Below are 26425 nucleotides of genomic sequence, written 5' to 3'. Positions count from 1 at the left end.
ACTGAAGCGAATACACCTGCGGCCCAAGCTCGGTGTGCATGGCGAACTCGTGCTGCTCGTTGTCGAGCGATCCCGGGCTGGCGGTGGCGCGCATGGTGGCCTTGGTCGCCAACACCACCTCGCGCGGGGCGGCCGCGGGTCCCGCGGCCAGTTCCAATGCCGCGGCAACGGCGTCGTCGGCGACATGCAGCGCCAAGCCATGACGCACCGCGGATTCCGCGTCGAAGCGCATACCGAACAACAGGGCGGCCCGAGCGACCTGAGGGCCCACCGCCCGCTGCAGCATCCAGGTCGCGCCCCCGCCAGGATGCAGCCCCAGCTTCTGGAACCGGGGGTCGAACAAGGCCCCCGGCCCCGCGATGCGCACGTCGGCGGCCAGGGCCAGGTTCAGGCCGGCGCCGACGGCCGCGCCGTTGACCGCGGCGATGGTGGGCAGTCGGCAATTACCGACGGCCATGAACCCGTCGTAGATCTGCCGCAGGCCCGCCTCCGCCTCTCCGCTGCCCGCGGCGCCGAGGGCGCTGAGGTCCGCTCCGGCGCAAAACGCCTTGCCGGCCCCGGTGACCACCAGGGCGTGTACCTCGGGATCGGCTTCGGCCCGTTCCACGGTGTCCCGTAGCAGCGTCGACATCTCGGCCGTCAATGCGTTGCGTCGCTCGGGGTCGTTGACGGTGACGAGCGCGACGTGGTTGTCCACGGTGAAAAGGACGAGGTCGGATCCGGTCATCAGGCACCTCCGCGGTTTTTTCGGCGAGGTCAGGGTACTTCGCAGCTCGCCCACCACGCTTCGCAGGGCCGCCAACTGCACGCGGCTGGCAATATGCCGCAATTCCCGCGGATTAAATGGATGAATTCAAAAGGCCGTGATCGGGGCACCAATGGGGACCGCCGATAATGAATTCAAAAGATATGCTCGGGCCGAGGCCGGCGGGTTGCGGAGGAGTGGTCATGCACTCTCGGGTCTGGCTAATCTTCTCGCCAGTTCATCGAGTTCGGCTTGACGCTGCCTGATCGCGCACAGTCGTAGGTCCCTGCGGGTTCCGCGAATGATTGCGTCGGGCAAGGCTTCGCTGAGCATCCGGGTGTTTGCGTAATGAATTGCGGCGTCGATCATTTCGATGTAGTGCTCGGCGTCATCCTGGGGGCAGGAGCCCTCGATGCACTGGATTTCGTCCCAGCAGGGATAGCAGGAGTAGCGGGCATCGAGTTGTTGCTGTGATACCTGCGAACCGAAATAGCCGCGCCAGTCTCGGCTCAGCCATCCCTTCGTCTTGACCTCGACTTTGATCCGATTTCCGACACCGGCGATGAACTTCGGTTCCCCGACGCGTACCACCGGCTGCCAGTCGTTCGACGCCATTATCGCCAATCCCTTTGATTACAAGACGCCCAAGTGATGATCCCCCGTGCACGTCGTGTGGTCGGCGCGACACGCCATTAGTTGTTCCCGAAATTAATTGCAAGGAAACTTGCTGCCGTCTGTTTCCCGGATATTTGACTAATGGTCTGGTAAATGGCGGAAATCGATCTGCCGGACTTTTTGGGCTAATCGGCCGCCGCCAATGGTCCGGTCCGGCGCCGGTCACGACGAGGCTTTCCGGATGGTGCTAAACGCATTTGGCGGCTGTCGGTGGGTCGGACATCGTTTGACGCCGGACGCCAGAAGGACGACGCTTGGGCGCGTCAATCCGTTCGGGGGCAAACGAGGAGCATTGCAATGGCGAAGGTTCTGTTTGTGGTGACTGGCGCGAGTTATTGGACACTCAAGGACGGCACTAGGCACCCGACCGGCTATTGGGCCGAGGAGTTCGCCGCCCCGTACCGCGAGCTCACCGGTGCCGACCACCAGGTCGTGGTGGCCACCCCGAAAGGCGTTGTGCCGCACGTGGATGTGATGAGCCTGCGTCCTGCCATGGCCGGTAGCGCGGAGATCGCTCTGGAACTCGAACAGATTCTGCGATCCGCTGAGGAGTTGCGCCGGCCGATCGAGTTGGCCGATGCCCGCCTCGAGGACTACGACGCCGTCTACTACCCCGGTGGACACGGCCCCATGGAGGACTTGTGGCGCGATGCGGACTCCGGCCGGTTGCTGATCGCCGCACTCGCCTCCGGCAACCCGTTGGCCATCGTCTGCCATGCGCCGGTCGCCATGTTGGCCACTCGTCGCAACGGTGCGTCGCCATTCGCCGGCTACAAGGTCACGGCCTACACGAACGACGAAGAGGATGCCGTCGGGTTGCTGGAGAAAGCCCCGTGGACGGCCGAGGATGAGCTGGTGAAGATGGGGGTGGAATTCAGCCGTGGCGAGATGTGGAAGCCTTATACAGTCGTCGACCGCAACCTGTTCACTGGTCAGAATCCCGCCTCCGCCGGGCCGCTGGCTCGCGAGTTCATGAAGGAACTGAAGTAATTTCTCGCGCTATTCAGCAAGTGGCGCAAGGGGTTTCGATTGCGCCGATCGCGGGTCGGGCGTACGTTTCGTCAAATGACGAACAGAGATCCGCAAGCCGTCAAGGACCGTGCGCTGATGACTCTTGTCGCGGTCGCCGAGGATGCCCGTGCCGCGGGTGCCTCGGAGGCCGAGATAGCTGAGGCGTTGCGCGTGGGCGCAATTGGGGCGCCGGCCAGACGTCGTCCGTTGCGCGCGAAGGTCACGCAACTGTGGGGCGTCGCGCTCGTGGTTGCCGCCCTGTTGTTCCTGCAGACCGCGCCGCCGGTTCAGGCCGACGTGTGCGGCGACGGGGCCAGGGTGCCGGCGGGCGGCTGCCAAGATCCGGGCGGGGGCCCGGCACCGCCGCCCGGTCTCGCCAAGCCGCCGTGGCTCGGGGCGATCGAAGGTCGTGACCCGCAATTCGTCGACTCATACATGGCGATGCGTGAGCGCATCCTCAAGGACGGTGCGATCCCGGCGAAGTACAAGTTGCTCATGGCGATGGTGACCGACGCGATCGCCGCGCACCCCGACGGTGTCAGGACACTGGCCGGCAACGCTCGCGCCGCGGGCGCCTCGGAACCCGAGGTCACCGAGGCGGTCGAGGTCGGCTACCTGTTCGGCGGCACCGCTGCGTTGGTGATGGGTGCCAACGCGTTTAACGGCTGAGCCGTTCGTCTACAGATGGCCCGCCACGAAAGATGCTGCCTGGCCGGGCATTTGAGACTGTTGATACGCGTGGTGCGCCGGCGAGGAGGTCTCGTCAGGAGTGGGCAGCGCGAGGGGGCCGGGGGAGCAAATCGGATCGCCGGGTGCGCACAGGTCGATGGCCTTCGCCCCGTACCACGGGCTGATCTCGCTAACCGGCCCGCCCAGATACCTGTCGGTCGGATTCCCGAAGTCGGCGACCGCAGCGACGTGGGCGGCATCGTCCGCCGATAGGGTCGCGGCCTGGAAGCCCGCAACCGAGGCGCGGGCGATCGTGACGAGATCTATCACCATGGCGCCCTGGGAATATCCACCGAGCACCAGTTTGGTGTTGGGACAGTTCGCAACCATGGATTGGACGTGAGCGCTCGCATCGCTTCCGCCGGCGGACGCGGACGGGGGCCAATCGTCGGTCGCGGGGTAATTGACGGGGTACACCGCGAGCGATCGGCCGCCGACCTGGTTGCGCAGTGAATCGACAAAAGCCTGTCCAACCCCACCGACACCGGGTGGCTCGCCGGTGCCGCGGGCGAACGTCACCTCGACGTCGGGGCAGGGGGCAGCGGACGCGGGGGCAATGAGGGTCGATGCGGTCAGCGGCATCGCCCAGGTAGTCACCACCGCGGCGCCCAGCAAACGGGCGATTTGGCGTGAGTTCACGTCCCAAATGCTAGTTGACAAAATGTCGACAACAACAGTTCCGGGTTATCAAGCGGCGAAATGCACTTCGTTCACGTGCGCGGCCACCCGCAATGCGTTGGCAGCGATCGTCAAACTGGGGTTCAACCCGGTGCTGGACGGGAAGAACGAGCCGTCCACCACGTAGAGGTTTTCTACTTGGTGCGACCGGTTTTGTGCGTCCAGCACACTGGTTTCGGGATCGGTGCCGAAGCGGCACGTGCCGCACGCGTGGCCCAGGTTCCTGTTGAACTTGGCTGCCCCCATGGGCCGGGTGCGAAACGGCTCCAGCACTTGTCCCAGCTGCCGCAAGAACACCGCGCGGCGCTCAATCTCGCTGGCGTGCAGACGATACTGAATTCGCACTCGCTGGCGGCCGTCCGAGGTTGGGTGCTCGCTGGGCAGGACGCGGTTGTCCAGATAGGGCAGATCTTCCATGATCGATCCCAGCATCAACCCACCGCCGAGAAACCGCTCGTAGATCGGGCGCAACGCCGGACTCATCCGGCGCATCGCCTTGAACAGCGGGCCGGGCTGGTTGGTCATGAACTCAAAGGGCGGCGCTGCGCCGACTGACTGCACGGCGCCGTACTTTTCGCCCTGCCAGAAGTAGAAGTCGTTCAGCCCGATCTGCTTGTTTTCGTCCGTGATCTTGGTATCGGCATGCGGCCAGACCTCGATCCAGTCAGTGAGATGACGCATCAGGTTGCGGCCCACAAGGTCCGAGCCGTTGGCCAATCCGCGCGGCCAATCCCCGGAACGCGAATTGAGCAACAGCATCGGTGTGGCCAGCGCGCCGGCGGCCAGCACCACGACCTTCGCCTTGAGGGCCAGCGTGCCGGAGCGGTGCTGGCAGATCACTTGCCGGACCCGGGTGCGGTCCGCCTCCAGGCGCACGGCCCGGCATTCGGGCAGCAGGTGGGCCCCGTGCTCGGTGACGGCGGGCAGCACGCAATTGCGGGCGGCGTCGTTCTTGCACGATCGGTCGCACAGATACAACGAACAGGTGGGACAACCGTCGAGGTAATCGCAGGCCATCGGCAGGTGGTAGGGATGCAATCCGCGGCCGGCCAGATGGTCGATGAGCGGCTGGTTGTCCGCCGAAAACGGCGGCGCCGCAGGCAGACCCACCTCTGCCGCCTCCGGCCGCAGGGGATCGGGCTGGCCGCGAACCCCGAGCAACTTCTCGGCGGCGGCGTACCAAGGGCGCAGCTGCTGGTAGGTGATCGGCCACGCGTCCGGCACGGTGGAATCACCGGGATCGCGGAAGTTCTGTCGGGGAGTGAAGTCTTGGACGAAAAACCGCTCACACACCATGCCGTAAATGGCCGACGAGCCCCCGGTCCCGCTGCCCAGGACCGGCACGAATCGACGTGCGAAGCGCCAGCTGACGTCTTCGATCTCATCCGTTGAGCGTCCGGCCCGGGCCAAGGCGTCGTAGTAGGCCTCGGCGGAACGCGTCGCGTCCGGCTCGGCTATTTCCGGCATCGCGGAACGGATCGTCCCCGCCGCGCCGGGCAGCGTTGAGCGCCCCTTTTCGACGAACAACACCCGCCGGCCGGACCGGGCCAGCGAGTAGCCCAGCATCCCGCCCCCCATGCCGGTACCCACGACAATCACGTCCCACACAACGTGTTCCGCTTCGCGCGCGTCCGGCTCGCCGTCTGCCACACCGTCATCATCCCCGACCATGGCAAACGCATCGGCTCCTCACGCCGCGAGGGAATCGCGGGGCGCCAGCAGACAGAGGTATCGAATGTCAGTCGCAGTCTGCGCGATCGTGGTCGGCGCGCGTGGGGTCAAAGGCGCCAAGTGCAGGAGATTACCTCCGTAGGGGTGTATTGCCACACCCCTTATTGGTGGTCGACTGGCATCAGCGTCGGGTCAACCGACCCGACCGTCTTCCGCTCCCTAGCTCAAGGAGGCGAATCATGATCATTCTCGGCATCGTTGCGCTGACCGCGGGATTTCAGCTGAAATCGCAATCCTGTGGACCATGGGGATCATCCTGGTTGTCATCGGCGCGATCTTGGCGACCTTGGGCAACACCGGGCGTGCCATCGGCGGCCGCCGGCACTACTGCCGAACACCGACCGTGAACCCTCAGCTGCCAACGCTTCATCACAAATGGACGTTTCCCTTCGATGCGTCCGGGTTATTCAACACGAGTAAGAAAGGAGCCGAGATGCCCGTCTGGGAATGGATTTTGATCGCGGGCGCCGTCGTTGCCGTGGTCGCTGCGGTGATCGTCGCGGCAACCGTCCTGCGCACTCGCAAGAACTCAGCGCGACTCAAACAACACTATGGCCACGAGTACGAGCGCCTGGTGTCGCAGACCGGAGACGAGAAGGCGGCCGAAAAAGAACTCAGCGCCCGCGAGCGCAACCGAGACAAGCTCGACATCGTTGCGCTAACACCTTCGGCGCTCTCGGAATTCACCACCCGCTGGCACCAGGTGCAGACCGGGTTCGTCGACAATCCTGCAACGGCTGTAGGGGTCGCCGATCGGCTAGTCACTGAAGTCATGCGTGCACGCGGTTATCCCGTGGACAACTTCGATCAACGCGCCGCCGACATCTCTGTCGACCATCCACAAATCGTCGAGAACTACCGCACCGCGCATGGCATTCACCTTGCGCAGCAACGCGGTGACGTCAACACCGAGCAGCAACGAGAGGCCTTTGTGCACTACCGGGCGCTGTTCGAAAAATTGCTCGAGACACCAACGGAAGACAACGCATCACAGGAGGCACGCGCATGACAACCCACGATCACGAAACTCGGCCAGGTTCGATCGACGAGTCCCCAGGCGCGGGCGCCGAAACGCCGCCGGTGGGCGTGCGTTCGACGCCGCCGGCACCGTCCGACCCGTCAACGGCATCGACCGATCAATCAATGCCCTCGGGTGCACCATCGCAAGCCCTCGACGAGAATCCCCACCGAGACCGAGCGTCGGTCCCACCGGCAGATCCCTCAAGCGCCCCTCGCGGACCGGCTGTCAGTGGCCAGACATCGGCTACGCCTACCGGACACGCGAAACTGGAAGGCGTAGAGCATCCGGGCGCGGAGCGCCAAACTTCAGACGAGGACGTGCTTTTCGCCGACGATGAACTCGCCGATCTACGTGCGCGCTGGACCGCGGTCCAGGCGGCATTCGTCGACGACCCCAAGCAGTGCGTTGAAAAAGCCGACTCGCTGGTCACTGACCTGGTTGGCCAGCTCACCTCCGGTTTCGCCCACGCCCGCTCGCGTCTCGAGGAGCAGTGGGCTCGCGGCGAAGAGGCATCCACCGAAGACCTCCGCGTTGCGCTGATGCATTACCGCGAGTTCTTCGAGCGCCTGCTTGCGGTGTGACCTTACGACTTATGCTGTGCCGCATCGGGTTGCGGCACAGCATAAGTCTAGAGCCAATCCCTCGGCGGCCATCTCCACCGCTGAGGCTCCCACTCATCAACACCTACCGCCACAATCCCAGGAGCACGGCACGATGATCGTTCTCGGTATCATCCTTCTCCTCGTGGGCTACCTGCTGCCCGTGCCGCCCATCATCGCCACTATCGGCTGGATCGTCCTGCTCATCGGCGTCGTACTGCTGATAATGGGCCAAGTCGGGCGCCCAGTCGGCGGCCGCCGCTACTGGTATTGATTCAGCGCTCTCAACCGGCCCGTCACGTGACCGGGCGTTAAGGCGAAAGAAGCTGTCGGCAACCTCACGGGTGATGACGACACCAAGACCGAGGGCAAGCTCGACCAGGCGAAGTCCAGCTTGGAGATGCTGGCGAGAAAGTGAAGGAGGCCTTCAAAAGCTAGCCCTCCACTGACCTTCCGGGATGGCGATCGGAGCAAGTCTTCCGGTCGCCATCCGTTTGCTGAATGGCAACCCTAACCCGGGGATCTACCCCGAAAAACCCGGTCACGGTTCACTCGTTGTGTCCAAATCGTCTTGTCTTTCAGCGTTACCGGGGGTTGTTGCGGTCCCAAACAGCGCAATGAAAAAACCGAAGCCCAGCACCGAGCCGACAACAAAGCTGATGATGCGGACTGCCAGCCCACTTAATCCCCACGACGCCGCGACCGCGCCAGCGGTACTCGATGCTGCGACGCAGGCCTCTCGACGCGGATCGGCCGGAGCTGAAAGCACATCATGACCTGTGCCCCCGGCACGACTCGAACGTGCGACCTAGGGATTAGAAGGCCCTTGCTCTATCCACCTGAGCTACGGAGGCAATGTGCAGGTCAGTCTATCCAACGACGCTCACCGATCCGACTCGCCGCGGCCAGGCTCATGAAAAGTGTTCGCGCGCCACGATTATCGGCTATGGTGGGGAGCCTCGACACACGTACAACACCGTCTAGCAACCGGCGGTTAACCGCAACGATGCGTGTGCAGAACGTCGAGAGGTGACGTTGTTAATGAGCGTGGCCACGAACTTGTCTTCGCGCTGCTCATGGGCGAGCGGCCAGGCGTTGCGCCTGGCTGCCGACGCCCGGGATGCCTATCTCACCGGCTCTTTGTTGCTGCGCGGATCGCCATTCGCGCTGGGCTGCTTCGCAGGCTGGCTTTCCACCGAGTTTCCGCCGCATGTAGTGACCGGGCACGCGCTGTCGCGGGTCGCGCATCCGTCCATCGGGCGTGTCGGCAAAACGTGGGCGGCGCAACGCGCTGATCGCGCCCTCACCGCGGCGCTCGAGGAATCCCTCGGCCCAGACTTCCGCGAGCGGGTGTGCCATCCCGCCGACCTCGGGTCCACGCTTGCTCCGCAAAACGGGCTGCTGGGCAGGTCCGGGCCGCACCGCCGCTACGCCGGGCAGACCTCCGACATCTCCTACGGTCCCGGCGGCCGAGACAACCTGCTCGACATCTGGCGGCGCCACGACCTGGCGCCCGGCCACCGTGCGCCCGTGTTGATCCAGGTCCCGGGCGGGGCGTGGACCGTCGGCGACAAACGTGTGCAGGCCTACACGCTGATGAGCCACATGGCCGAACTCGGCTGGATCTGCGTCTCGATCAATTACTGCAAGAGCCCGCGCGCCACGTTCCCCGCGCATCTCATCGACGTGAAGAGGGCGATCGCCTGGGTCAGGGAGAACATCGCCGACTACGGTGGCGACCCCGACTTCATCGCGATCACCGGCGGGTCCGCCGGCGGACACCTGGCGGCCCTGGCCGCGCTTACCCCGAACGACCCCAATTTCCAGCCCGGCTTCGAACGCGCCGACACGACCGTGCAGGCGGCCGTGCCGTACTACGGCGTCTACGACTTCACCGACTCCGACAACATGCACGAACTGATGCTGCCGTTCCTCGAGCACTTCGTTCTCAAGGCCCGGTACAGCGACTACCCCGAGCGGTTCGTAGAGGCGTCGCCGGTGTCGTACGTCCACAGCGACGCGCCACCCTTCTTCGTCCTGCACGGCGAAAAGGACGAGTTGATTCCCAGCGGCCAGGCACACGCCTTCGCGGCGGCCCTACGCGGGGCGGGCGCTGACACGGTGGGCCACGCGGAGCTCGCCAACGCACACCACGCGTTCGACATCACCCCGACGGTCCGGTCGCGGCTTGCCGCGGACGCCGTCGGCGATTTCCTGGGTGTTGTCTACGGGCGGCGCGCCAGCTCGTTGCTGGATTCGGTGCCGCTGTCGGTCACGTCGGCCAGCTGAGGCCCGCGACGCTCCTTTCACCAGCGCGGTAACCCGACTAGCGTTGTGTGGACATTCGGGGTTGGTGGGTCCGAGGCAGGAGGCTTGATCGACGGTGACCAGGTTGACGCGTCGAGCTGATGTCGATGGCTGAGTCCGTCGAGGCCGTGCGGCTCACCGACGAGCTTGGGCCGGTCGATTATCTGATGCACCGGGGTGAAGCGAATCCCCGGACCCGGTCGGGCATCATGGCGCTCGAACTGCTCGACACCACCCCGGACTGGCAACGGTTCCGGACCCGCCTCGAGAACGCTTCCCGGCGCGTGCTGCGGTTGCGGCAGAAGGTTGTCGTGCCGACCCTGCCGACGGCGTCGCCGCGCTGGGTGGTCGACCCCGATTTCAACTTGGACTTTCACGTTCGCCGGATCCGCGTGTCCGGGGACGGCACGCTGCGCGAGGTGTTCGATCTCGCCGAGCTGATCCTGCAGTCACCGCTGGACATATCGCGGCCGTTGTGGACGGCCACCCTTGTCGAGGGCCTGCGCGACGGTAAGGCCGCGACGCTGCTGCACGTCAGCCACGCCGTCACCGACGGCGTGGGCGGTGTCGAGATGTTCGCAGAAATCTACGACCTCGAGCGGGATCCGCCCGCCAAACCCACACCGCCGCTGCCGGTTCCGCAGGACCTGTCGCCCAATGACCTGATGCGTCAAGGCCTCAACCGCCTTCCCGTTGCCATGGTCGGCGGCATTCTCAACGCGCTGTCCGGGGCGGCATCGGCGGCGGGGCGCGCAATTTTGGAACCGGCGTCCACCGTTTCGGGGATCGTGGGATACGCGACTTCGGGTGTGCGGGTGATGAACCGGGCCGCCGAGCCGTCGCCGCTGCTGCGCAGGCGCAGCCTGGCCACCCGTTCGGAGGCCATCGACATTCCGCTCTCCGACCTGCACAAGGCCGCGAAAGCCGGCGGGGGATCGATCAACGACGCGTATCTCGCCGGCCTGTGCGGCGCCTTGCGGCGCTACCACGAGGCGCTCGGTGTGCCGATCGGCACGCTGCCGATGGCGGTGCCGGTGAACCTGCGCGCCGACGCCGACACCGCCGGCGGCAACCGGTTCACCGGGGTCAATTTGGCCGCACCGATCGGCACCGTTGACCCGGTCTCCCGAATGAAGAAGGTCCGGGCGCAGATGACGCAGCGCCGCGACGAGCCTGCGATGAACATAATCGGCTCGCTGGCCCCCGTGTTGAGCGTGCTGCCCACGGCCGTGCTGGAGGGGATCACCGGCTCGGTCATCGGCTCCGACGTGCAGGCCAGCAACGTCCCGGTCTACCCTGGCGACACCTACATCGCCGGGGCAAAGGTGTTGCGGCAGTACGGTATCGGTCCGCTGCCGGGCGTTGCGATGATGGTGGTGCTGATCTCGCGCGGTGGCTGGTGCACCATCACCGTGCGCTACGACAGGGCTTCCGTGCGAAACGAAGCGCTCTTTGCCCAGTGCCTGCTGGAAGGCTTCAACGAAATCCTCGCGCTGGCCGGTGACCCGCCACCGCGCGCGGTGCCTGCTTCCTTCGTCGAGCAACCGGATTCCGAGTCGCAATCGGTGGCCGGCTCATGAGCGCCGCCAACGAAGACCGCGAGACATCCACGCCGGCAAAGGATCTGCGGCTGCCCGGGTCGGTCGCCGAGATCATGGCCAGCGCTCCGGGGCCGAAGATCGGCGCTTTCTTCGACCTGGACGGAACACTGGTGGCCGGCTTCACCGCGGTCATTCTGACCCAGGAACGGCTGCGGCGCCGCGACATGGGCGTCGGTGAGCTGCTCAGCATGGTGCAGGCCGGGCTGAACCACACGCTGGGCCGCATCGAATTCGAAGACCTCATCGGCAAGGCCGCCCGCGCGCTGACCGGGCGTTTGCTGGACGACCTGGACGAGATCGGCGAGCGACTGTTTCACCAGCGGATCGAGTCGCGCATCTACCCCGAGATGCGGGAGTTGGTGCGGGCCCACGTGGCTCGCGGCCACACCGTCGTGCTGAGCTCGTCCGCGCTGACCATCCAAGTCAATCCGGTGGCCCGTTTCCTCGGCATCGTGAACACGCTCACCAACAAGTTCGAGATCAACGAGGACGGGCTGCTCACCGGCGGCGTCGTCAAGCCGATCTTGTGGGGACCGGGCAAAGCCGCTGCGGTGCAACGCTTTGCGGCCGAGAACGACATCGACCTCAAGGACAGCTACTTCTACGCCGACGGGGACGAGGACGTCGCGCTGATGTATCTGGTCGGCAATCCACGGCCCACCAACCCCGAGGGCAAGATGGCGGCGGTCGCCAAACGGCGCGGCTGGCCGATCCTGCGATTCGACAGCCGGGGACGCGTGGGCCTGCGGCGCCAGTTGCGGACACTCGCCGGCATGGGCTCGATCCTTCCGGTTGCGGCCGGCGCGGTGGGCATCGGTGTGCTGACCAACAACCGGCGCCGCGGCGTCAACTTCTTCACTTCCACGTTTTCTCAGTCGCTGCTGGCGATCAGCGGGGTGCAGCTGAACGTCATCGGCAGGGAGAACCTCACCGCGCAGCGCCCGGCGGTGTTCATCTTCAACCACCGCAACCAGGTCGATCCGGTCATCACCGGCGCGCTGGTGCGCGACAACTGGACCGCGGTGGGCAAGAAGGAACTGGCCAAGGACCCGATCATGGGCACGATCGGCAAGGCGATGGATGCGGCGTTCATCGACCGCGACGACCCGGCGAGCGCGGTGGAGTCGCTACACCAAATCGAAGAGCTTGCCAAAAAGGGACTTTCGGTCGTGATCGCGCCCGAGGGAACCCGGATCGACACAACCGAGGTGGGACCGTTCAAGAAAGGCGCATTCCGCATCGCGATGACGGTGGGTATCCCCATAGTCCCGATCGTGATCCGCAACGCCGAGATCGTCGCCGCGCGCAATTCCAGCACCATCAACCCCGGCAAGGTCGACGTCGCGGTGTTCCCGCCGATTTCGGTGCAGGACTGGACATTAGAGACGCTGCCCGAGCACATTGCCGCGGTGCGTCAGCTGTATCTGGACACGCTGGCCAACTGGCCTGTCGACGAACTGCCCGAGGTTGACGTCAATGCCGAGGTGAAGTCGGCAAGCAAGGCCACGGGTCAGGCGGGCAAGACCACCGCCAAGAAGGCTGCGGCCAAAAAGGCTCCCGCGAAAAAGGCTGCGACCAAGCAGCCCGCCAAGAAAGCGGCAGCGAAAAAGGCTGCGGCCAAACCAAAGCCACCGGCCGGCTCCCAGAATGGTGAGATCAGCCCGGGCGCGGGATCGCTGCGCGCCGAACCACCGGAATCCCGGCCCAGAGGGCGTCCGTGACCGAACCGGCCGCACACACCAGTGCTGTCCTCACCGGGCAAGACTCGCTGGTGTTGGCGTCCATGGCCTCGCCGGTCGAGATGGAACTCATCACGGCGTGGGTCCACCAACAGCGTGCCGGCAAGCCGGAGGCGAAGTTCGACGTTCTGAAATTGCCGCCACCCGACGCGGACCCGACCGCTCTTGTCGAGCAGCTGGAATCCGGTGAAGACCGATCGATCGTGCCGGTGCGCGTGTTCTGGTTGCCGCCGCCCGACCGCGGCAGGCTCGCCAAGGTGGCCGGGCTGCTCCCGGGCCGGGATCCCTACCACCCCAACCCGCGTCAGCAACAAAAGATCGTGCGCGAAGATCCACTGCGCGTGCGCGTGGTCGCCGGCGAGGCGGCCAAGATTTCCGAACTGCGTCAGCAGTGGCGCGACACCACCATCGGAGACGACCAGCGCGACTTCGCGAGGTTCGTGGCCCGCCGCGCGATCCTGGCGCTGGAACGCGCCGAGTATCGAATTCTCGGGCCGCAGTACAAATCCCCACGGCTGCTGAAGCCAGAGATCCTGTCGTCCACACGATTTCGTGACGGTCTGAAGAAGATCCCGGGCGCCACGGTCGAAGAAGCCGGCACGATGCTCGACGAACTCGCCACCGGGTGGAGCAGGGTGTCCGTCGACCTGGTCGGCGTGCTGGGCAGGGCGCTGAGCCGCGGCTTCGATCCGGAGATCGATTACGACGGGTATCAGGTCGCGGCGATGCGGGCCGCGCTGGAAGCGCATCCGGCGGTGCTGCTGTTCTCGCATCGTTCCTACATCGACGGCGCGGTGGTGCCGGTGGCGATGCAGGAGAACCGGTTACCGCCGGTGCATGTGTTCGCCGGTATCAACCTGTCGTTCGGGGTGATGGGCCCGCTGCTGCGTCGCTCCGGGGTCATCTTCATCCGCCGCAACATCGGCGATAACGCGCTTTACAAATACGTCCTGCGCGAATACGTCGGCTACATCGTCGAAAAGCGGTTCAACCTGAGCTGGTCCATCGAGGGCACTCGCTCACGGACCGGAAAGATGTTGCCGCCCAAGCTCGGTCTGCTCGCGTACGTGGCCGACGCCTACCTGGACGGCCGCAGCGAAGACATCCTGCTGCAGCCGGTGTCGATCAGCTTCGACCAATTGCACGAAACCGCCGAGTACGCCGCCTACGCCCGCGGCGGTGAAAAGACCCCCGAGGGCGTCGGCTGGCTGTACAACTTCATCCGGGCGCAGGGTGAACGCAACTACGGCAAGATCTACGTCCGCTTCCCCGAAGCGGTTTCGATGCGGCAGCACCTCGGTCCGGCGCACGGCCCGCTCGCCCAGGACCAGGATGCCAAACGGCTTGCGCTGCAGAAGATGTCGTTCGAAGTCGCGTGGCGAATCCTGCAGGCGACGCCGGTAACGGCCACCGGTTTGGTGTGTGCGCTGCTGCTGACCACCCGCGGCGCGGCGCTGACGCTCGGTCAGCTGCACCACACCCTGCAGGACTCATTGGACTACCTCGAACGCAAACAGACACCGATGTCGACGAGTGCGCTGCGGCTGCGCTCGCGCGCGGGTGTGCGCGCGGCGGTGGACGCGTTGTCCAACGGGCATCCGATCACCCGCGTCGACGGCGGCCGAGAGCCGGTGTGGCAGATCGCACCCGACGAGCAGCACGCCGCCGCGTTCTATCGCAATTCGGTGATCCACGCGTTCCTGGAGACCTCGATCGTCGAGCTCGCGCTGGCGCACGCCCGGCACGCCGACGGCGACCGGGTCAAGGCGTTCTGGACCCAGGCGATGCGACTGCGCGATCTGCTGAAATTCGACTTCTACTTCGCGGACTCGGCGGCGTTCCGGGACAACATCACCGAAGAGATGGACTGGCACGAAGATTGGGAGGCCCAGCTCGCGGCAGGCGGCGAGCAGATCGACGCGATGCTGTTCACCAAGCGGCCGCTGATGGCCGAGGCGATGCTGCGGGTGTTCTTCGAGGCCTACGAGATCGTCGCCGACGTACTGCGCGACGCGCCGGCCGATATCGACCAGAAGGAATTGACGACGCTGGCGCTCGGCGTCGGCCGCCAATACGTGGCGCAAAGCCGGATCCGCAGCAGCGAATCGGTGTCGACCCTGCTGTTCGCCACCGCTCGCCAGGTGGTCGCCGATCAGGATCTGCTGGCGATCGCCCCCGACCTCACCGAACGGCGGATCGCCTTCCGGCGGGAGTTGCGCAACGTCCAGCGGGATCTCGACTACGTGGGGCGGATCGCGCGCGAACAGTTCGTGGCGCGCGAAGCCAAGGCGCGGCGAGAGGACCTGGAGAACCGAACGCCCTAACCGGTCGCCCCCGCCAATATTCTGGAATGCATGACGGTTGCCCCGACCAAGCGACGTGCGCTGGTGTGGCCGGTGCTGGCAGGCGTCGCGCTGCTGGCGGGCTGCACCGCGGCCGGGATCGGGGCGCTGTCGCTGGCCGACGCGCTGACCGTCACCGGCCTGCCCGATCCGGGTCCGGCCACCACGCTGGGGTTGCCGTTCGTCCGGGCGGCGGGGGAGATCGCCGCAGTGGTGGCCGTTGGATCGTTCCTGTTCGCGGCGTTCCTGGTGCCACCCCAAAGGAGCGGCGTCCTCGACGCCGACGGATACCGCGCGCTGCGCCTGGGCACGGTGGCCTCGGGGATCTGGGCGGTGTGTGCGGCGCTGCTGGTGCCGCTGACCATCTCCGACGTGTCCGGCCACCCGCTGCTGGAAAGCCTCAGCCCGGCGAAGATCTGGTCGGTGGCCGGCCTGGTCACCACCGCCTCGGCGTGGCGCTGGACCGCGGCGCTGGCCGCGCTGGTGACGCTGGCCAGCCTGGCCGTCCTGCGCTGGTCCTGGGCGCCGATGCTGCTCGCCGGGTCGTTGATCACCCTCGTGCCGCTGGGGCTGACCGGCCACTCGTCGGCCGGCGGGGCACACGACCTGGCCACCAACAGTCTGCTGATCCACCTCATCGCCGCCGGGCTGTGGGCCGGTGGTCTGCTCGTGCTGCTGGCCCACGGGCTGCGCGGCGGCGGGCACATGGCCCTGGCCGCCCGGCGCTTCTCCTCCATCGCGCTGTGGTGCTGGGTCGCGATGGCCGTCAGCGGGGTGGTGAACGCCGCGGTGCGCGTGACGCCCGCCGACCTCCTGACCAGCGGTTACGGACGGTTGGTGATCGCCAAGTTCACCGCGCTGTGCGTGCTGGGGATCATCGGCTGGCGCCAGCGCCGCACCGCCGTCAGCGCCCTGCAGGCGGCAACCGGTCAGCAGGACGCGCGCCGCGGCCTGATCCGGCTGGCCCTGTCGGAGGCCGCAGTGTTCGGGCTGACCTTCGGCGTCGCTGTCGGGCTGGGCCGGACCCCGCCGCCTCCGCCACCCACCCGGCTGCCGTCGATTGCCGAGGCCGAGATCGGCTACAACCTCGACGGACCGCCAACCCCGCTGCGCATCCTGTTCGACTGGCGGTTCGATCTGGTCTTCGGCAGTGCCGCGATCATCTTCGCCGCGCTGTACGTCGCCGCCGTGTTGCGGCTACGCCGCAGGGGCGACAGCTGGCCGCCGGGCCGGACGGCGGCCTGGCTGCTCGGCTGCCTGGCGCTGCTCTTCGTGACGTCGTCGGGCATCGGTCGCTACATGCCGGCGGTGTTCAGCATCCACATGATCGCCCACATGGGGCTGTCCATGCTGGTCCCCATCCTGCTGGTGCTGGGCGCGCCGGTCAGTCTGGCCTTACGGGCGCTGCCCGCCGCCGGCCGCAGCGGTCCGCCCGGTATGCGGGAATGGATATTGGCCGCGTTGCACAGCAGGCTGTCGCGGATCCTGACCAACCCGGTGGTCGCCACCGTGCTCTTCGTCGCGGGCTTCTACGGTTTGTACCTGTCGAACCTGTTCGATATCGCGGTCGGCAGTCACGCGGGCCATCTGGCGATGAATCTGCACTTTCTGCTCAGCGGCTACCTGTTCTACTGGATCGTCATCGGGGTGGACCCCACACCGCGGCCGATCCCGCCACTGGCCAAGGTGGGCGTGGTGTTCGCCTCGTTGCCGCTGCATGCGTTCTTTGGGGTGGTGCTGATGGGCACCCGCAAGGTGCTCGGCGCCGACTATTACCGCTCGCTTGGGTTGAGTTGGCACACCGACCTCCTCGGTGATCAGCGACTGGGCGGCGGCATTGCCTGGGCGGCGGGGGAGATTCCCCTGGTGATCGTGATGCTCGCGCTGCTCGTGCAGTGGGCCCGTAGCGACAAGCGCACGGCGCGGCGGTTGGACCGCGCCGCTGACCGCGACGATGACGCCGACCTGACGGCGTACAACGCGATGCTCGCCGAGCTGGCGCGCGGGGAAGCCCCCAAGCGGTCCGGCCAACCCGCGGAGTAATTCACAGTCCCGGTTTCGTCCACAGGGGCAGCGGGCTCGCCGTGCCTGCCGCCGCGTCCGTCGGTAGCTGCGGGCTCAATGGCGTCCAGAGGGGCGGTGACGCGTTCATCGCCGGGAAAGCAACTGAAGAAGGGATCAACCCATGTTCGAAACCCCGCTCACCGTCATCGGTCAAATCGTCAACGACCCGCAGCGTCGCAAGGTCGGCGATCAGGAGGTCATCAAGTTCCGGGTGGCCAGCAATTCGCGTCGCCGCACCGGCGACGGCACCTGGGAGCATGGCAATTCCCTGTTCATCACCGTCAATTGCTGGGGGAAGCTGGTCACCGGCGTGGGTGCCGCGCTGGGCAAGGGTGCGCCGGTGATCGTGACGGGCCACGTGTACACCAGCGAGTACGAGGACCGCGACGGCAACCGCCGTTCGTCGCTGGAAATGCGGGCGACGGCGGTCGGGCCGGACCTGTCACGGGTATTCGTGCGGATCGAGAAGCCCGGCTACACCGGCACCACTGCAGACCAGGGTCCCGCGATCGGCGGAACCCCGGCCGGCGCCGGCGACGTTAGTACCGACGAGGACCATGAAACCGGTGACGATGCGGCCCGCTCCGGCGATGCCCAGCCCGACGCTGCCTCGCTCTCCGTCCTGGTTTGAGGGTCGGCTGAGGCCGACGGCCGTCGAGCGGTGCCTAGGATGGTCCGCGAGATCCCTCTGCGAGACCAGAAAGGCATAACAGCGGCATGGCTGAGTTCATCTACACGATGAAGAAGGTCCGTAAGGCGCACGGCGACAAGGTGATCCTGGACGACGTCACGTTGAGCTTCTATCCAGGCGCCAAAATCGGTGTCGTTGGTCCCAACGGCGCAGGTAAGTCGAGCGTCTTACGGATCATGGCTGGACTGGACAAGGCGAACAACGGCGAGGCGTTTCTGGCCACCGGCGCCACCGTCGGCATCCTGCAACAGGAGCCGCCGCTGAACGAGGAGAAAACCGTTCGCGGCAACGTCGAAGAGGGCCTGGGCGAGATCAAGGTGAAGCTTGACCGCTTCAACGAGGTCGCCGAGTTGATGGCCACCGACTACACCGATGAGTTGATGGAGGAAATGGGCCGGCTCCAGGAGGATCTCGACCACGCCGACGCGTGGGACCTGGACTCGCAGTTGGAGCAGGCTATGGATGCATTGCGCTGCCCGCCGCCGGACGACCCGGTCACGAACCTGTCCGGCGGTGAGCGCCGTCGCGTCGCGCTGTGCAAGCTGCTGCTGTCCAAGCCCGACCTGCTGCTGCTCGACGAGCCGACGAACCACCTGGACGCCGAAAGCGTGCAGTGGCTCGAGCAGCACCTCGCCAGCTACGCGGGCGCGATCCTGGCGGTCACCCACGACCGTTACTTCCTCGACAACGTCGCCGAATGGATCTTGGAACTCGACCGCGGCCGCGCCTATCCGTACGAAGGCAACTACTCGACCTATCTAGAGAAGAAGGCGGAGCGCCTGGCGGTGCAGGGCCGCAAGGACGCCAAGTTGCAGAAGCGGCTGACCGAAGAACTGGCGTGGGTCCGGTCCGGCGCAAAGGCGCGCCAGGCCAAAAGCAAGGCCCGTCTGCAGCGCTATGAAGAGATGGCCGCCGAGGCGGAGAAGACGCGCAAGCTCGACTTCGAGGAGATCCAGATTCCGGTCGGGCCTCGCCTGGGCAACGTGGTCGTCGAGGTCGAGCACCTGGACAAGGGCTACGACGGACGCACCCTGATCAAGGACCTGTCGTTCACGCTGCCGCGCAACGGCATCGTCGGTGTCATCGGCCCCAACGGTGTGGGTAAGACCACGCTGTTCAAAACCATCGTCGGGCTTGAACAACCCGACAGCGGCACCGTGAAGGTCGGTGAGACGGTCAAGCTCAGCTACGTCGACCAGAGCCGCGCGGGCATCGATCCGAAAAAGACCGTGTGGGAAGTGGTTTCGGACGGGCTGGATCACATCATCGTCGGCCAGACGGAGGTACCGTCCCGGGCCTACGTGTCGGCGTTCGGATTCAAGGGGCCCGACCAGCAGAAACCGGCCGGCGTGCTCTCCGGTGGCGAGCGCAACCGGCTGAACCTCGCGCTGACGCTCAAGCAGGGCGGCAACCTGATCCTGTTGGACGAGCCGACCAACGACCTGGACGTCGAAACCTTGAGTTCACTGGAGAACGCGCTGGAGCAGTTCCCCGGCTGCGCGGTGGTGATCTCGCACGATCGGTGGTTCCTGGATCGCACCTGCACGCACATCCTGGCCTGGGAAGGCGACGACGACAACGAGGCCAAGTGGTTCTGGTTCGAGGGCAACTTCGGCGCATACGAGGAAAACAAGGTCGACCGGCTCGGTGCCGATGCGGCACGACCGCACAGAGTGACCCACCGCAAGCTGACGCGGGACTAGTGTCAGCTGGGCCAGCCCGACGACGACGCGGCAAGTACGGCCGCTGAGGCAGTCGGGTGATCGAAGGCACCGACGACGATGCGGCCGCGACGGCCGCTGAGGAGTGGAGCAATCGGCATGACGATCGATCCCGGAGCTAAGCAGGGTCTCGAACCGTGGACCGACTTCACTCAGCAGCACGACATTCCCGAGTGGATCTCGAAGGCCTACATCGAAAGCTATCGCGGTCCGAACGGTGACGAAGCCGGCTCGGCAGAGGTCGGGCCCATCGACCTGACCGTCCCGACGGCCATCGTGACCCCGGCCATGCTGAGCGCGCACTTCCGCCTCGGCGAGCACCGCCCCGACGGCGAAAGCCGTGTCGCGGTCTACCCGCCGGACGATCCCGCAGGGTTCGGGCCCGCCTTGCAGGTCGTCACCGACCACGGCGGCATGCTGATGGACTCCGTCACGGTGCTGCTTCACCGGCTTGGCGTCGCTTACGCCGCGATCATGACGCCGGTCTTCGATGTGCACCGCAACCCGACCGGCGACCTGGTCAGCGTCGAGCCCAAACCACCTGGCGCGTCGCCCTTTGTCGGCGAGGCCTGGATACACGTGCAGCTGCTGCCCTCCGTCGACAGCAAGGGCCTCACCGAACTGGGTCAGCTGTTACCCAAGGTGCTGGCCGACGTGCAACAGGTCGCCAGCGACGCGGCCACGATGATCACGACGCTCAGCGATCTGGCCGCCGAGGTCGAAATCAACGCCGACGGACACTATTCGGCGCCGGACCGCGACGACGTCGCCGCGTTGTTGCGCTGGCTGGGCAACGGCAATTTTCTGCTGCTCGGCTACCAACGCTGCCGCGTGCACGACAATCTGGTCTCCGGCGACGGATCGCCCGGCCTCGGCGTCCTGCGCACCCGCACCGGTTCCCGTCCGCGGTTGACCGACGACGACAAATTGCTGGTGCTGGCGCAGTCCGTCGTCGGCAGCTATCTGCGCTACGGCGCCTACCCGTATGCGATCGCGGTCCGGGAAAACGTCGGCGGCGATGAGGGCACCATCGAGCACCGGTTCGTCGGGCTCTTCACGGTCGCAGCTATGAATGCGGACGTGCTCGAAATCCCGACGATCTCGCGACGGGTCCGCGATGCGCTCGCGATGGCCGACAGCGACCCCATCCACCCCGGCCAGCTGTTGCTGGACGTCATTCAGACCGTTCCCCGCTCGGAATTGTTCACGCTGAGCGCCGAACGACTGCTGGCGATGGCCAAATCCGTGGTGGATCTGGGATCGGGACGGCACGCGCTGTTGTTCCTGCGTGCCGACCGGCTGCAGTACTTCGTCTCCTGCCTGGTCTATCTGCCCCGCGATCGCTACACCACCGCGGTGCGGCTGCAGATCGAAGACATCCTGGTGCACGAGTTCGGTGGCACGCGACTGGAATTCACCGCTCGTGTCAGCGAATCACCTTGGGCGCTCATGCATTTCATGGTCCGGCTGCCCGAGGGAGCGCCGCCGGTCGACGTGTCCGAAGAGAACCGGACCCGCATCCAAGGCTTGCTCAGCGAAGCCGCGCGGACCTGGACCGACCGGCTGATCGGCGCCGCGGCGGAGGGTCCCGTCAGCCAGGCCGACGCCGAGCACTACGCGGCCGCTTTCCCCGAGGTCTACAAGCAGGCCCTCTCCCCGGCCGACGCCCTCGAGCACATCGCGATCATCAAAGAGCTGCAAGGCAATTCGGTTAAGCTGGTGTTCTCCGAGCGCGACGGGGACGGTGCGCAGCTGACCTGGTTCATGGGCGGCCGCACCGCATCACTGAGCCAGCTGCTGCCGATGCTGCAGAGCATGGGCGTCGAGGTGCTCGAGGAGCGGCCGTTCGAGATCACCCGCCCGGACGGGCTGCCGGTGTGGATCTACCAATTCAAGGTCTCGACACCGACCATCTCGCTGGCGTCGGATGCCGAACGCGACGCGACGGCCGAGCGGTTCGCCGACGCGGTCACCGCCATCTGGCACGGCCGCGTCGACGTCGACCGGTTCAACGAGCTCGTCGTGCGCGCGAGGTTGACCTGGCAGCAGGTCGTTCTCCTGCGTGCCTACGCGAAATACCTGCGGCAGGCCGGTTTTCCGTACAGCCAGTCCTACATCGAGTCGGTGCTGAACGAGCACCCCTCGACCGCACGATCACTGGTCACTCTCTTCGAGTCGCTGTTCGATCCGTCGGCGTCACCGACGGGCCGCGACGCGCAGGCGGCCGCCGCCGCCGTCGCCGCCGACATCGACGCGCTGATGAGCCTGGACACCGACCGCATCCTGCGGGCCTTCGCGTCGCTCGTGCAGGCCACGCTGCGCACCAACTACTTCGTCACCCGCGAAGGCTCGGCCCGTGCCCGCGACGTGTTGGCGCTCAAGCTCGACGCGCAGCTGGTCGACGAACTTCCGTTGCCGCGGCCCAAATACGAGATCTTCGTCTACTCGCCGCGCGTCGAGGGCGTGCACCTGAGGTTCGGCCCGGTGGCGCGTGGCGGCCTGCGGTGGTCGGACCGCCGCGACGACTTCCGCACCGAGATCCTGGGTCTGGTCAAGGCGCAGGCCGTGAAGAACGCCGTCATCGTTCCGGTCGGGGCCAAGGGCGGCTTCGTCCTCAAGAAGCCGCCCGCGCCCACGGGCGACGCGGCTACCGACCGCGACGCCACCCGCGCCGAAGGCGTCGCCTGCTATCAGCTGTTCATCTCCGGCCTGCTCGACGTGACCGACAACGTCGACCATGCAACCAGAAGGGTCAACCCGCCACCCGAGGTGATCCGGCGTGACGGCGACGACGCGTACCTGGTGGTGGCCGCGGACAAAGGCACAGCGACCTTCTCCGACATCGCCAACGACGTGGCCAAGTCCTACGGGTTCTGGTTGGGTGACGCATTCGCATCCGGCGGGTCGGTGGGCTATGACCACAAGGCGATGGGCATCACCGCCAAGGGTGCATGGGAGGCCGTCAAACGGCACTTTCGGGAGATGGGTGTCGACACCCAGAGCGAGGACTTCACGGTGGTCGGCATCGGCGACATGAGCGGCGACGTGTTCGGCAACGGCATGCTGCTGAGCAAGCACATCCGGCTGATCGCCGCCTTCGATCACCGGCACGTCTTCCTCGACCCCGATCCCGACGCCGCGTCGTCGTGGGAGGAACGCCGGCGGATGTTCGATCTGCCGCGGTCCAGCTGGGACGACTACGACACATCGTTGATCAGCGAGGGTGGCGGGGTGTACAGCCGCGAACACAAGTCCATTCCCATCAGCCCGCAGGTCCGCGAGGCCCTGGGCATCGACTCCGATGCCACCGAGATGGCCCCGCCCAATCTGATCAAGGCGATATTGCAGGCGCCGGTGGACCTGCTGTTCAACGGCGGCATCGGCACCTACGTCAAATCCGAATTCGAGTCCGACGCCGACGTCGGCGACCGCGCCAACGATCCGGTGCGCGTCAATGGAAACCAGTTGCGCGCCAAGGTGGTTGGCGAAGGTGGCAACCTCGGCGTGACGGCGCTGGGCCGTGTCGAATTCGACTTGGCGGGTGGCCGCATCAACACCGACGCCATGGACAACTCCGCGGGTGTGGACTGCTCGGACCACGAGGTCAACATCAAGATCCTGATTGACTCGCTGGTCACTGCCGGCAAGGTCAAACCCGAAGAGCGCAAAGAGCTACTGGAGTCGATGACCGACGAGGTCGCGCAGCTGGTGCTCACCGACAACGAGGACCAGAACGACCTGATCGGCACCAGCCGCGCCAACGCGGTCAGCCTGTTTCCGGTGCACGCCAGGCTCATTCAGTATCTGGTGGACGAACGCGGCCTCAATCGCGAACTCGAGGCGCTGCCCGCCGAAAAGGAGATCCACCGGCGTTTCGAGGCCGGTCTCGGTCTGACCTCGCCGGAGCTGTGCACCCTGATGGCGCACGTCAAGCTGGGGCTCAAGGAGCAGCTGCTGGAAACCGAACTGACCGAACAGGATGTGTTCGCGTCCCGGCTGCCCGAGTATTTCCCGACGCCGCTGCGCGAACGGTTCACTTCGGAGATCCGCACGCACCAGCTGCGTCGCGAGATCGTCACCACCATGCTGATCAACGATCTGGTGGACGCCGCCGGCATCAGTTACGCCTTCCGGATCACCGAAGACGTCGGTGTCGGCCCGGTCGATGCGGTGCGCTGCTGGGTCGCGACCGACGCGATCTTCGACGTCGGGGAGATCTGGCGGCAGATCCGCGCGGCGGACATGCCGGTCGCGATGTCCGACCGGCTCACGTTGGACACCCGGCGGCTCATCGACCGCGCCGCACGCTGGCTGCTGAACTATCGTCCGCAGCCGCTCGCCGTCGGAGCGGAGATCAACCGGTTCGCGGCCAAGGTCAAGGCGTTGACGCCGCGGATGTCGGAGTGGCTGCGGGGCGACGACAAGGCCATCGTCGAAAAGGAAGCCGCGGAGTTCGCGTCGCAGGGTGCGCCCGAGGACCTGGCGTACATGGTCGCCTCCGGTCTGTACCGCTTCAGCCTGCTCGACATCATCGACATCGGCGACATCAACGACATCGACGCCGCCGAGGTCGCGGACACCTACTTCGCGCTGATGGACCGGCTGGGGACCGATGGCCTGCTGACGGCGGTGTCGGGGCTGGCCCGCAAGGACCGCTGGCATTCGTTGGCGCGCTTGGCGATTCGCGATGACATCTACGCCTCGCTGCGGTCGTTGTGCTTCGATGTGCTGGCCGTCGGGGAACCCGATGAAAGCGGTGAAGAAAAGATCGCCGAGTGGGAGCACCTCAGCGCATCCAGGGTGGAGCGGGCTCGCCGAACACTCATCGAGATTCAAGAGAGCGGGGAAAAGGATCTCGCGACGCTGTCGGTGGCGGCACGACAGATCCGCCGCATGACCCGTACCAGTGGAAGAGGATCGTCGAGTTGAGCGTCGGATTCGTCGCACCAGTGCCCGTGCGCTGGTCGGACATCGACATGTACCAACACATCAACCACGCCACCATGGTCACGATCCTGGAGGAGGCGCGGGTTCCGTTCCTCAAGGAGCCGTTCGGCGCCGACATCACCACTATCGGCCTGCTGATCGCCGACGTTCGGGTCACCTACAAAGACCAGCTGCGGCTGGCCGATTCACCACTGCAGGTGACCATGTGGACCAAGCGGCTGCGGGCAGTCGATTTCACCCTCGGCTACGAGGTGCGCTCTATCGGCGCCGATCGGGAGTCGAAACCCGCCGTCATCGCGGAATCGCAGCTGGCGGCCGTCCATATCAAGGAGCAACGGCTGGTGCGGCTCACGCCCCGGCATCGGGAGTATTTGCAACGGTGGATTCGGTAGTCGAACGCGGAATTTGGCTCGGCCCAGAATCCAGGGCTGCCCAGCGCACTGACCTGGCCAGGTTCGTCGATAATGCACTGCGGCTGGACGATGCGGCGGTCATCCGGCTGCGCGCTCGATCGGATGGGTTGCTCTCCGCTTGGGTGGCAACGGGTTTCGATGTGCTGGCCAGCCGGGTGGTGATCGGCGAGGTGCGACCCGAGGACTTGTCGGCAGGTGCCGATGCGCTGGCGCGTGCCCTGCCCGCCATGGACGAGTCATCGGGCTACGTTGATCCTGGCTTCGCGATGGACTCCGCGTGGCGGGGCGCGTTGCCCGCGGAATCCGGGTTCACTCATCTCGAGGACATCCCCGCCCGGGTAGTGCTCGACCTGGCACAGCGCGGCGCGCGACTTGCCAAGGAGCACAGCAGTTCTCACGGCCCGCCGGTTTCACTGCTTGACCAGGAGGTCATTCAGGTGAGTTCGGCCGATGTCAGCGTGGGGCTGCCCATGCGATGTGTATTCGCCTTGACCGCAATGGGTTTCCTGCCGCCGACGCCGGACGCGGTCAGCGCCGACGAGATCATCCGGGTGCGGATCCTGCCGACGTGGCTGCGTGTCGACGCCCGATACGGCTCGGTGTACCGGCGCCGCGGCGACCCGGCGCTGTTACTGAGCTGACGCGCGCGTCAAGTCGCCCGCATCGGGGACAGAAATCATGCTGAGTTTATGACCGGTGTGTCGCCGAGACCGTGATCGGCGAAGGCCTTGTGGCGCGGTGCGCGCCCGCCGGGTTCTTGGGTGCGGCGCCGTGCGGCCGGCCGAGTGTCGAACACTGTGCGGGCGCCTCGGTGCCATAGAGCATCCACAACGGGAGAACCGAATTGAGGTACTCCATGAATTTCTTCAGCCCAACCCGGTATTGCCCGTATCCATACGGGTCTTCCGTGTACTCGGGAAAAGCGATTCCCAGCCCGAAAAGGCCGGGGGCGAGAATTCCATTTCTCGTATTGTAGTTTAGTGGGCCCCATTGTCTGGTCTCCGGCAGTTGCCTTCGCTCGAAGCCGATGGTGTAAACGACATGGTCACATTCCGCAATTTTCTCTTCGAATTCGGCGCTCGAATCCAAACATCGCTCCAACCGGTCGGGAAGAACACCGTCGATGTTTTCTCGGGCCCAAACCGCTGCCCGGCCTTTGAGGCCGGTGTCGTCGAACAGGATCCAGTCGTCCAAGTAAATGGCGTATTTGAGTGGCCTGCGATAGAAGTTGATCACCTTCTCCACCGGCTGGCGAAGCAGGTTCGGCAACGCGATCATCGACGAGTGCGAAGACCCGAACACGGCGACCGTCGCGCCGTCCAGCGGCTGATCCCGGAGCTTCTCCGGATCGAGCGCGACCTCGACCGGGATCTCTCGCAGCCGGGGATGCGAGAGCTTCTTCGGGACGGCG

Annotated in this window: 19 protein-coding genes, 1 tRNA gene and 3 pseudogenes; 17 read left to right on the top strand and 6 right to left on the bottom strand. The window is 65.8% G+C overall.

What is annotated here, in order from left to right; translation table 11 throughout:
• The coding region (locus JOZ00_RS16590; protein WP_293345429.1) for an enoyl-CoA hydratase at nt 1–727 on the bottom strand (727 nt) is incomplete at its 3' end.
• 219 nt (nt 728–946) lie between these two features.
• A complete protein-coding gene (locus JOZ00_RS16585; protein WP_293345427.1) occupies nt 947–1360 on the bottom strand; it encodes a hypothetical protein in 414 nt (137 codons plus the stop codon).
• Nucleotides 1361–1717: 357 nt separating this feature from the next.
• Here JOZ00_RS16585 and JOZ00_RS16580 point away from each other — a divergent pair, with 357 nt between their 5' ends.
• Nucleotides 1718–2410 carry a type 1 glutamine amidotransferase domain-containing protein gene (locus tag JOZ00_RS16580; protein WP_293345425.1) on the top strand — a complete coding sequence of 231 codons (693 nt, stop codon included), beginning with the start codon at nt 1718–1720 and terminating at the stop codon, nt 2408–2410.
• A gap of 75 nt (nt 2411–2485) precedes the next feature.
• Nucleotides 2486–3100, top strand: coding sequence for a carboxymuconolactone decarboxylase family protein (locus JOZ00_RS16575; protein ID WP_293345423.1), 615 nt, complete (start codon nt 2486–2488; stop codon nt 3098–3100).
• Nucleotides 3101–3109: 9 nt separating this feature from the next.
• Here JOZ00_RS16575 and JOZ00_RS16570 read toward each other — a convergent pair whose 3' ends face one another.
• Both JOZ00_RS16570 and JOZ00_RS16565 read right to left on the bottom strand, forming a co-directional pair.
• Nucleotides 3110–3799, bottom strand: a complete 690-nt coding sequence (locus JOZ00_RS16570; RefSeq protein ID WP_293345421.1) for a cutinase family protein — start codon at nt 3797–3799, stop codon at nt 3110–3112.
• 48 nt (nt 3800–3847) lie between these two features.
• Nucleotides 3848–5488, bottom strand: a complete 1641-nt coding sequence (locus JOZ00_RS16565) for a GMC family oxidoreductase (RefSeq protein ID WP_293345419.1) — start codon at nt 5486–5488, stop codon at nt 3848–3850.
• Nucleotides 5489–5748: 260 nt separating this feature from the next.
• Here JOZ00_RS16565 and JOZ00_RS16560 point away from each other — a divergent pair.
• The 5 genes and pseudogenes from JOZ00_RS16560 to JOZ00_RS16540 form a co-directional block, all read left to right on the top strand.
• Nucleotides 5749–5897, top strand: a pseudogene (locus JOZ00_RS16560) (DUF6131 family protein); the annotation flags it as partial.
• Nucleotides 5898–6002: 105 nt separating this feature from the next.
• Nucleotides 6003–6578 carry a hypothetical protein gene (locus tag JOZ00_RS16555; RefSeq protein WP_293345433.1) on the top strand — a complete coding sequence of 192 codons (576 nt, stop codon included), beginning with the start codon at nt 6003–6005 and terminating at the stop codon, nt 6576–6578.
• A gap of 329 nt (nt 6579–6907) precedes the next feature.
• Nucleotides 6908–7171: a hypothetical protein gene (locus tag JOZ00_RS27710; protein WP_366022343.1), complete on the top strand. Its 264-nt coding sequence runs from the start codon at nt 6908–6910 to the stop codon at nt 7169–7171.
• A 133-nt stretch (nt 7172–7304) separates the two neighbouring features.
• Nucleotides 7305–7463, top strand: a complete 159-nt coding sequence (locus JOZ00_RS16545; protein WP_293345417.1) for a DUF6131 family protein — start codon at nt 7305–7307, stop codon at nt 7461–7463.
• Between the two features lie 33 nt (nt 7464–7496).
• Nucleotides 7497–7627, top strand: a pseudogene (locus JOZ00_RS16540) (CsbD family protein); the annotation flags it as partial.
• Between the two features lie 342 nt (nt 7628–7969).
• Here the strand turns inward: JOZ00_RS16540 and JOZ00_RS16535 are convergent.
• Nucleotides 7970–8043: transfer RNA gene (locus tag JOZ00_RS16535), tRNA-Arg, on the bottom strand.
• Nucleotides 8044–8230: 187 nt separating this feature from the next.
• On the opposite strand from JOZ00_RS16535, the gene JOZ00_RS16530 reads away from it, so the two are divergent.
• From JOZ00_RS16530 to JOZ00_RS16485, 10 genes are all read left to right on the top strand, one after another.
• A complete protein-coding gene (locus tag JOZ00_RS16530; RefSeq protein WP_293345415.1) occupies nt 8231–9478 on the top strand; it encodes an alpha/beta hydrolase in 1248 nt (415 codons plus the stop codon).
• 125 nt (nt 9479–9603) lie between these two features.
• Nucleotides 9604–11076: a wax ester/triacylglycerol synthase family O-acyltransferase gene (locus JOZ00_RS16525; protein WP_293345413.1), complete on the top strand. Its 1473-nt coding sequence runs from the start codon at nt 9604–9606 to the stop codon at nt 11074–11076.
• Complete coding sequence (locus JOZ00_RS16520; RefSeq protein WP_293345411.1) at nt 11073–12818, top strand: HAD-IB family hydrolase/lysophospholipid acyltransferase family protein; 1746 nt, start codon at nt 11073–11075, stop codon at nt 12816–12818. Before JOZ00_RS16525 ends, JOZ00_RS16520 begins: the two co-directional genes overlap by 4 nt.
• Nucleotides 12815–15160 (top strand): glycerol-3-phosphate 1-O-acyltransferase, encoded by a 2346-nt coding sequence (locus JOZ00_RS16515; protein ID WP_293345409.1) that lies wholly within the window; start codon nt 12815–12817, stop codon nt 15158–15160. Before JOZ00_RS16520 ends, JOZ00_RS16515 begins: the two co-directional genes overlap by 4 nt.
• Nucleotides 15161–15190: 30 nt before the next feature.
• Complete coding sequence (locus JOZ00_RS16510) at nt 15191–17221, top strand: cytochrome c oxidase assembly protein (RefSeq protein ID WP_293345407.1); 2031 nt, start codon at nt 15191–15193, stop codon at nt 17219–17221.
• Nucleotides 17222–17363: 142 nt separating this feature from the next.
• Nucleotides 17364–17873 (top strand): single-stranded DNA-binding protein, encoded by a 510-nt coding sequence (locus tag JOZ00_RS16505; RefSeq protein ID WP_293345405.1) that lies wholly within the window; start codon nt 17364–17366, stop codon nt 17871–17873.
• Nucleotides 17874–17959: 86 nt separating this feature from the next.
• Complete coding sequence (gene ettA, locus JOZ00_RS16500) at nt 17960–19636, top strand: energy-dependent translational throttle protein EttA (protein ID WP_293345403.1); 1677 nt, start codon at nt 17960–17962, stop codon at nt 19634–19636.
• A gap of 117 nt (nt 19637–19753) precedes the next feature.
• Nucleotides 19754–24583, top strand: coding sequence for an NAD-glutamate dehydrogenase (locus tag JOZ00_RS16495; protein WP_293345401.1), 4830 nt, complete (start codon nt 19754–19756; stop codon nt 24581–24583).
• A complete protein-coding gene (locus JOZ00_RS16490) occupies nt 24580–24993 on the top strand; it encodes a thioesterase family protein (protein ID WP_293345399.1) in 414 nt (137 codons plus the stop codon). The genes JOZ00_RS16495 and JOZ00_RS16490 overlap by 4 nt, the downstream gene beginning before the upstream one ends.
• Nucleotides 24981–25655 (top strand): hypothetical protein, encoded by a 675-nt coding sequence (locus tag JOZ00_RS16485; protein WP_293345397.1) that lies wholly within the window; start codon nt 24981–24983, stop codon nt 25653–25655. The genes JOZ00_RS16490 and JOZ00_RS16485 overlap by 13 nt, the downstream gene beginning before the upstream one ends.
• A gap of 172 nt (nt 25656–25827) precedes the next feature.
• Here JOZ00_RS16485 and JOZ00_RS16480 read toward each other — a convergent pair.
• A pseudogene (locus tag JOZ00_RS16480) lies at nt 25828–26425 on the bottom strand (pyridine nucleotide-disulfide oxidoreductase); the annotation flags it as partial.

This window comes from Mycobacterium sp. (assembly GCF_019243155.1).
Taxonomy (GTDB): Bacteria; Actinomycetota; Actinomycetes; order Mycobacteriales; family Mycobacteriaceae; genus Mycobacterium.
Note: the sequence above shows the minus strand (reverse complement) of the source record. Positions and strands in the feature narration are given on the sequence as shown.

What these genes read in the sequence shown, in the direction of transcription:
- JOZ00_RS16495 (WP_293345401.1), top strand. Translation starts at nt 19,754, where the DNA reads ATGACGATCGATCCCGGAGCTAAGCAGGGTCTCGAACCGTGGACCGAC.
- JOZ00_RS16580 (WP_293345425.1), top strand. Translation starts at nt 1,718, where the DNA reads ATGGCGAAGGTTCTGTTTGTGGTGACTGGCGCGAGTTATTGGACACTC.
- JOZ00_RS16530 (WP_293345415.1), top strand. Translation starts at nt 8,231, where the DNA reads ATGAGCGTGGCCACGAACTTGTCTTCGCGCTGCTCATGGGCGAGCGGC.
- JOZ00_RS16555 (WP_293345433.1), top strand. Translation starts at nt 6,003, where the DNA reads ATGCCCGTCTGGGAATGGATTTTGATCGCGGGCGCCGTCGTTGCCGTG.
- JOZ00_RS16585 (WP_293345427.1), bottom strand. Translation starts at nt 1,360, where the DNA reads ATGGCGTCGAACGACTGGCAGCCGGTGGTACGCGTCGGGGAACCGAAG.
- JOZ00_RS16575 (WP_293345423.1), top strand. Translation starts at nt 2,486, where the DNA reads ATGACGAACAGAGATCCGCAAGCCGTCAAGGACCGTGCGCTGATGACT.
- JOZ00_RS16520 (WP_293345411.1), top strand. Translation starts at nt 11,073, where the DNA reads ATGAGCGCCGCCAACGAAGACCGCGAGACATCCACGCCGGCAAAGGAT.
- JOZ00_RS16545 (WP_293345417.1), top strand. Translation starts at nt 7,305, where the DNA reads ATGATCGTTCTCGGTATCATCCTTCTCCTCGTGGGCTACCTGCTGCCC.
- JOZ00_RS16510 (WP_293345407.1), top strand. Translation starts at nt 15,191, where the DNA reads ATGACGGTTGCCCCGACCAAGCGACGTGCGCTGGTGTGGCCGGTGCTG.
- JOZ00_RS16525 (WP_293345413.1), top strand. Translation starts at nt 9,604, where the DNA reads ATGGCTGAGTCCGTCGAGGCCGTGCGGCTCACCGACGAGCTTGGGCCG.
- JOZ00_RS16505 (WP_293345405.1), top strand. Translation starts at nt 17,364, where the DNA reads ATGTTCGAAACCCCGCTCACCGTCATCGGTCAAATCGTCAACGACCCG.
- ettA (WP_293345403.1), top strand. Translation starts at nt 17,960, where the DNA reads ATGGCTGAGTTCATCTACACGATGAAGAAGGTCCGTAAGGCGCACGGC.